1 protein-coding gene is annotated in these 1,142 nt (G+C 67.8%); it reads right to left on the bottom strand.

From position 1 onward, the window contains the following. The coding region (locus tag LCU97_RS26460; RefSeq protein ID WP_232778208.1) for a condensation domain-containing protein at positions 1–1,142 on the bottom strand (1,142 nt) is incomplete at both ends.

Genomic DNA, 1,142 nt, shown 5'->3' on the forward strand with positions numbered 1-1,142 from the left:
CGATGGTGGATTCCTCGAACAGGTCGGTGGCGTACTCGAACTGGCCACTGATGACGTCGCCGTCGTCGTTGAGCGACAGGCTCACATCGAACTGGGTGGTGCCGGTGGGCTGGGCCAGTGGGGTGAGGTTCAGTCCCGGCAGGGCCAGGGCCTGGTCGTGTGGGGTGTTGCCGAGTACCAGCATGGCCTGGAACAGCGGGCTGTGGCCGAGGCTGCGCTCCGGTTGCAGGGCTTCGACGACCTGTTCGAAGGGCAGGTCCTGATGGCTGTAGGCGTCGAGGGTGGTGGCCTTGATCCGTTGCAGCAGTTCATCGACGCGGCGGTGGGCCTGGACGTCGATGCGCAGGGCCAGGGTGTTGACGAAGAAGCCGATCAACGCCTCGGTTTCCTGGCGGGTGCGGTTGGCGACCGGAGTGCCGACCACGACCTGCGGCTGGTTGCTCAGGCGCGAGAGCAGGATCGACCAGGCGCCGAGCAAGGTCATGAACGGGGTCAGGCCCTGTTCCTGGCTGAAGCGGCGCAGCCTGGCGCTCAACGGCGCGGGCAGTTGCAGCGCCAGGGCGGCGCCCCGATAGCTCTGCACCTGGGGTCGTGGATGGTCGGCGGGCAGTTCCAGCAGGGCCGGCGCCCCGTCGAGGTGATCTTTCCAGAAACGGGTCTGGGCTTGCAGGCGTTCGCCTTGCAGGTGCTGCTGTTGCCAGGCGGCGTAGTCGGCGTATTGCAGCGCCAGGGGCGGCAGCGGATCGTCCAGGCCCTGGCAGAACGCGGCGTACAGGGCGTTGAACTCCCCGATCAACACCGCCACCGACCAGCCGTCGGAGACGATGTGGTGCTGGGTCACCAACAGGATGTGTTCGTCGTCGGCCAGGCGCAGCAGGCGTCCGCGAATCAGCGGACCCTGGCTCAGGTCGAAGGCTTCGCGGGCTTCGTCCTGGGTCAGCTGCTCGACGGCGTGCGTCCGGGCGTCGCTGTCCAGCGCGCGCAGGTCGTGTTCGATCAGGGTGAAGCCGATGTCGGCCGGGGCGAAGCGTTGGCGGGCTTCACCGTCCATGTGCTGGAACGTGGTGCGCAGGCTTTCGTGACGGGCGACGATGCGGTCCAGGGCCCGTTGCAGGGCGATGCGATCCAGATGGCCGCGCAGG

It is taken from the genome of Pseudomonas uvaldensis (assembly GCF_021271205.1).
Classification (GTDB): domain Bacteria; phylum Pseudomonadota; class Gammaproteobacteria; order Pseudomonadales; family Pseudomonadaceae; genus Aquipseudomonas; species Aquipseudomonas uvaldensis.